The organism is Ureibacillus yapensis (genome assembly GCF_003515775.1).
Lineage (GTDB): Bacteria > Bacillota > Bacilli > Bacillales_A > Planococcaceae > Ureibacillus > Ureibacillus yapensis.
Genome location: NZ_QWEI01000027.1, coordinates 1 through 1,465, shown reverse-complemented (window position 1 = coordinate 1,465; position 1,465 = coordinate 1). Strand labels below are relative to the sequence as shown.

At 29.2% G+C, this 1,465-nt stretch carries 1 protein-coding gene and 1 pseudogene; one reads left to right on the top strand and one right to left on the bottom strand.

The annotated features are described in order from the left end of the window. Positions 1-1,000 (bottom strand): annotated as a pseudogene (locus D1B33_RS18225) (protein rep); the annotation flags it as partial. A 217-nt stretch (positions 1,001-1,217) separates the two neighbouring features. Between D1B33_RS18225 and D1B33_RS18220 the strand changes: the two are divergent. Beyond that, a partial coding sequence (locus tag D1B33_RS18220; protein ID WP_407656757.1) for a nucleotidyltransferase domain-containing protein occupies positions 1,218-1,465 on the top strand: 248 nt, incomplete at its 3' end.

Sequence of the window (1,465 nt, the reverse complement as noted above, 5' to 3'; positions counted from 1 at the left end):
AAAATTCCAAATTGCAGTAATTGAATGTGCTTTTTCTTCTTCGTCTGTTGTTTTATCTTCGTCACTTGTATTAATTAAATTGCCATCTTCGGCATCATCTAAATTTAAAATTTTATGTTTTTGTTTAAGCAAACCACCATAACTCAACATACGTTTTCGATATAAACCTTTTTCTAAATCATTTACAATTTCTTGATTTTTTTCATCATCATCAGTTAAAAAATCAGATGACTTAACCGAATATTTCGAGGTTTCTTTGATAGCTGCTCGAATATCTTTATCGCCTTTTTGATTTGGTTTGATCGCTTTAATATTTGCTACTGGTCGATAATTTACTTGTAATGCTTTTTGCCATAAAGTAACCCATTCTTCTTGAGTTATATAATTAGCTTTATTCTTAAAATAGCTATTTTCAACACACAATAAAACGTGCATATGTTGATTATAACTACCGTCATTTTTATTAACCGTTACTTCGGTTGAACGTAAAAATCCGATTAAATTCTTTTTAACTTTTGTATACATTTTTAATTTATTAAAAGCCTTAGACATATGCTTTAAACTTTGTTCTAAATGTTCACCGTCTATTGCATTTCGTGCTGATAGCGTAAGAAATAACCAACGTGCTTTTGGCTTTTCTTTAACCACTTCTTCAATCACTTTTTGAGCTTGATAACTATTTTTCATAGCACGCCTCCAATTACAAACTGGGCATAATTTTGATTTACAAAACCATGTTTTATGTAATTTCAAATAACCTTCATCAGTTGGCTTGAACTCTAAGACGTTACCACATTGTTTTACGTTAAAAGCCTTTTTTATTTTTAAAATTTCTAGTATATCTGCATAACTTACATTATCAATTTTCTNGTATATCTGCATAACTTACATTATCAATTTTCTTCTCTCTCCATGGGCGTTGTTTCCCACTTTTCGTCATATCTTTTAATGTTTCATTATCTTGATTTTCGTCTACATATCTAGTAGTATTATATTGCATATAAAAAGCCTCCAGTTTTGATTTTGATTCGACACCTTAATCATATAACTGGGGTTTTTTCATGTCAAATTTTCTTTCAACAACAAAAACAACCAAAAATACTGTTATATCAACATTCAAATGACTTTTTATATCTTTGAGTTATTTCTATATAGTATCAAGACAAGAAGAAACTCGTTTTCAACTCGTTTCAAATTCCCAAGTTAGGAGGGATAAAATGAAAAATAATAATGTAACAGAAAAAGAATTATTTTATATTTTAGATTTATTTGAACACATGAAAGTAACTTATTGGTTAGATGGTGGCTGGGGGGTAGATGTATTAACTGGAAAACAACAAAGAGAACACAGAGATATAGATATAGATTTTGACGCTCAACACACTCAAAAAGTTATACAAAAATTAGAAGATATAGGATACAAAATAGAAGTTGATTGGATGCCTTCACGTATGGAACTTAAGCA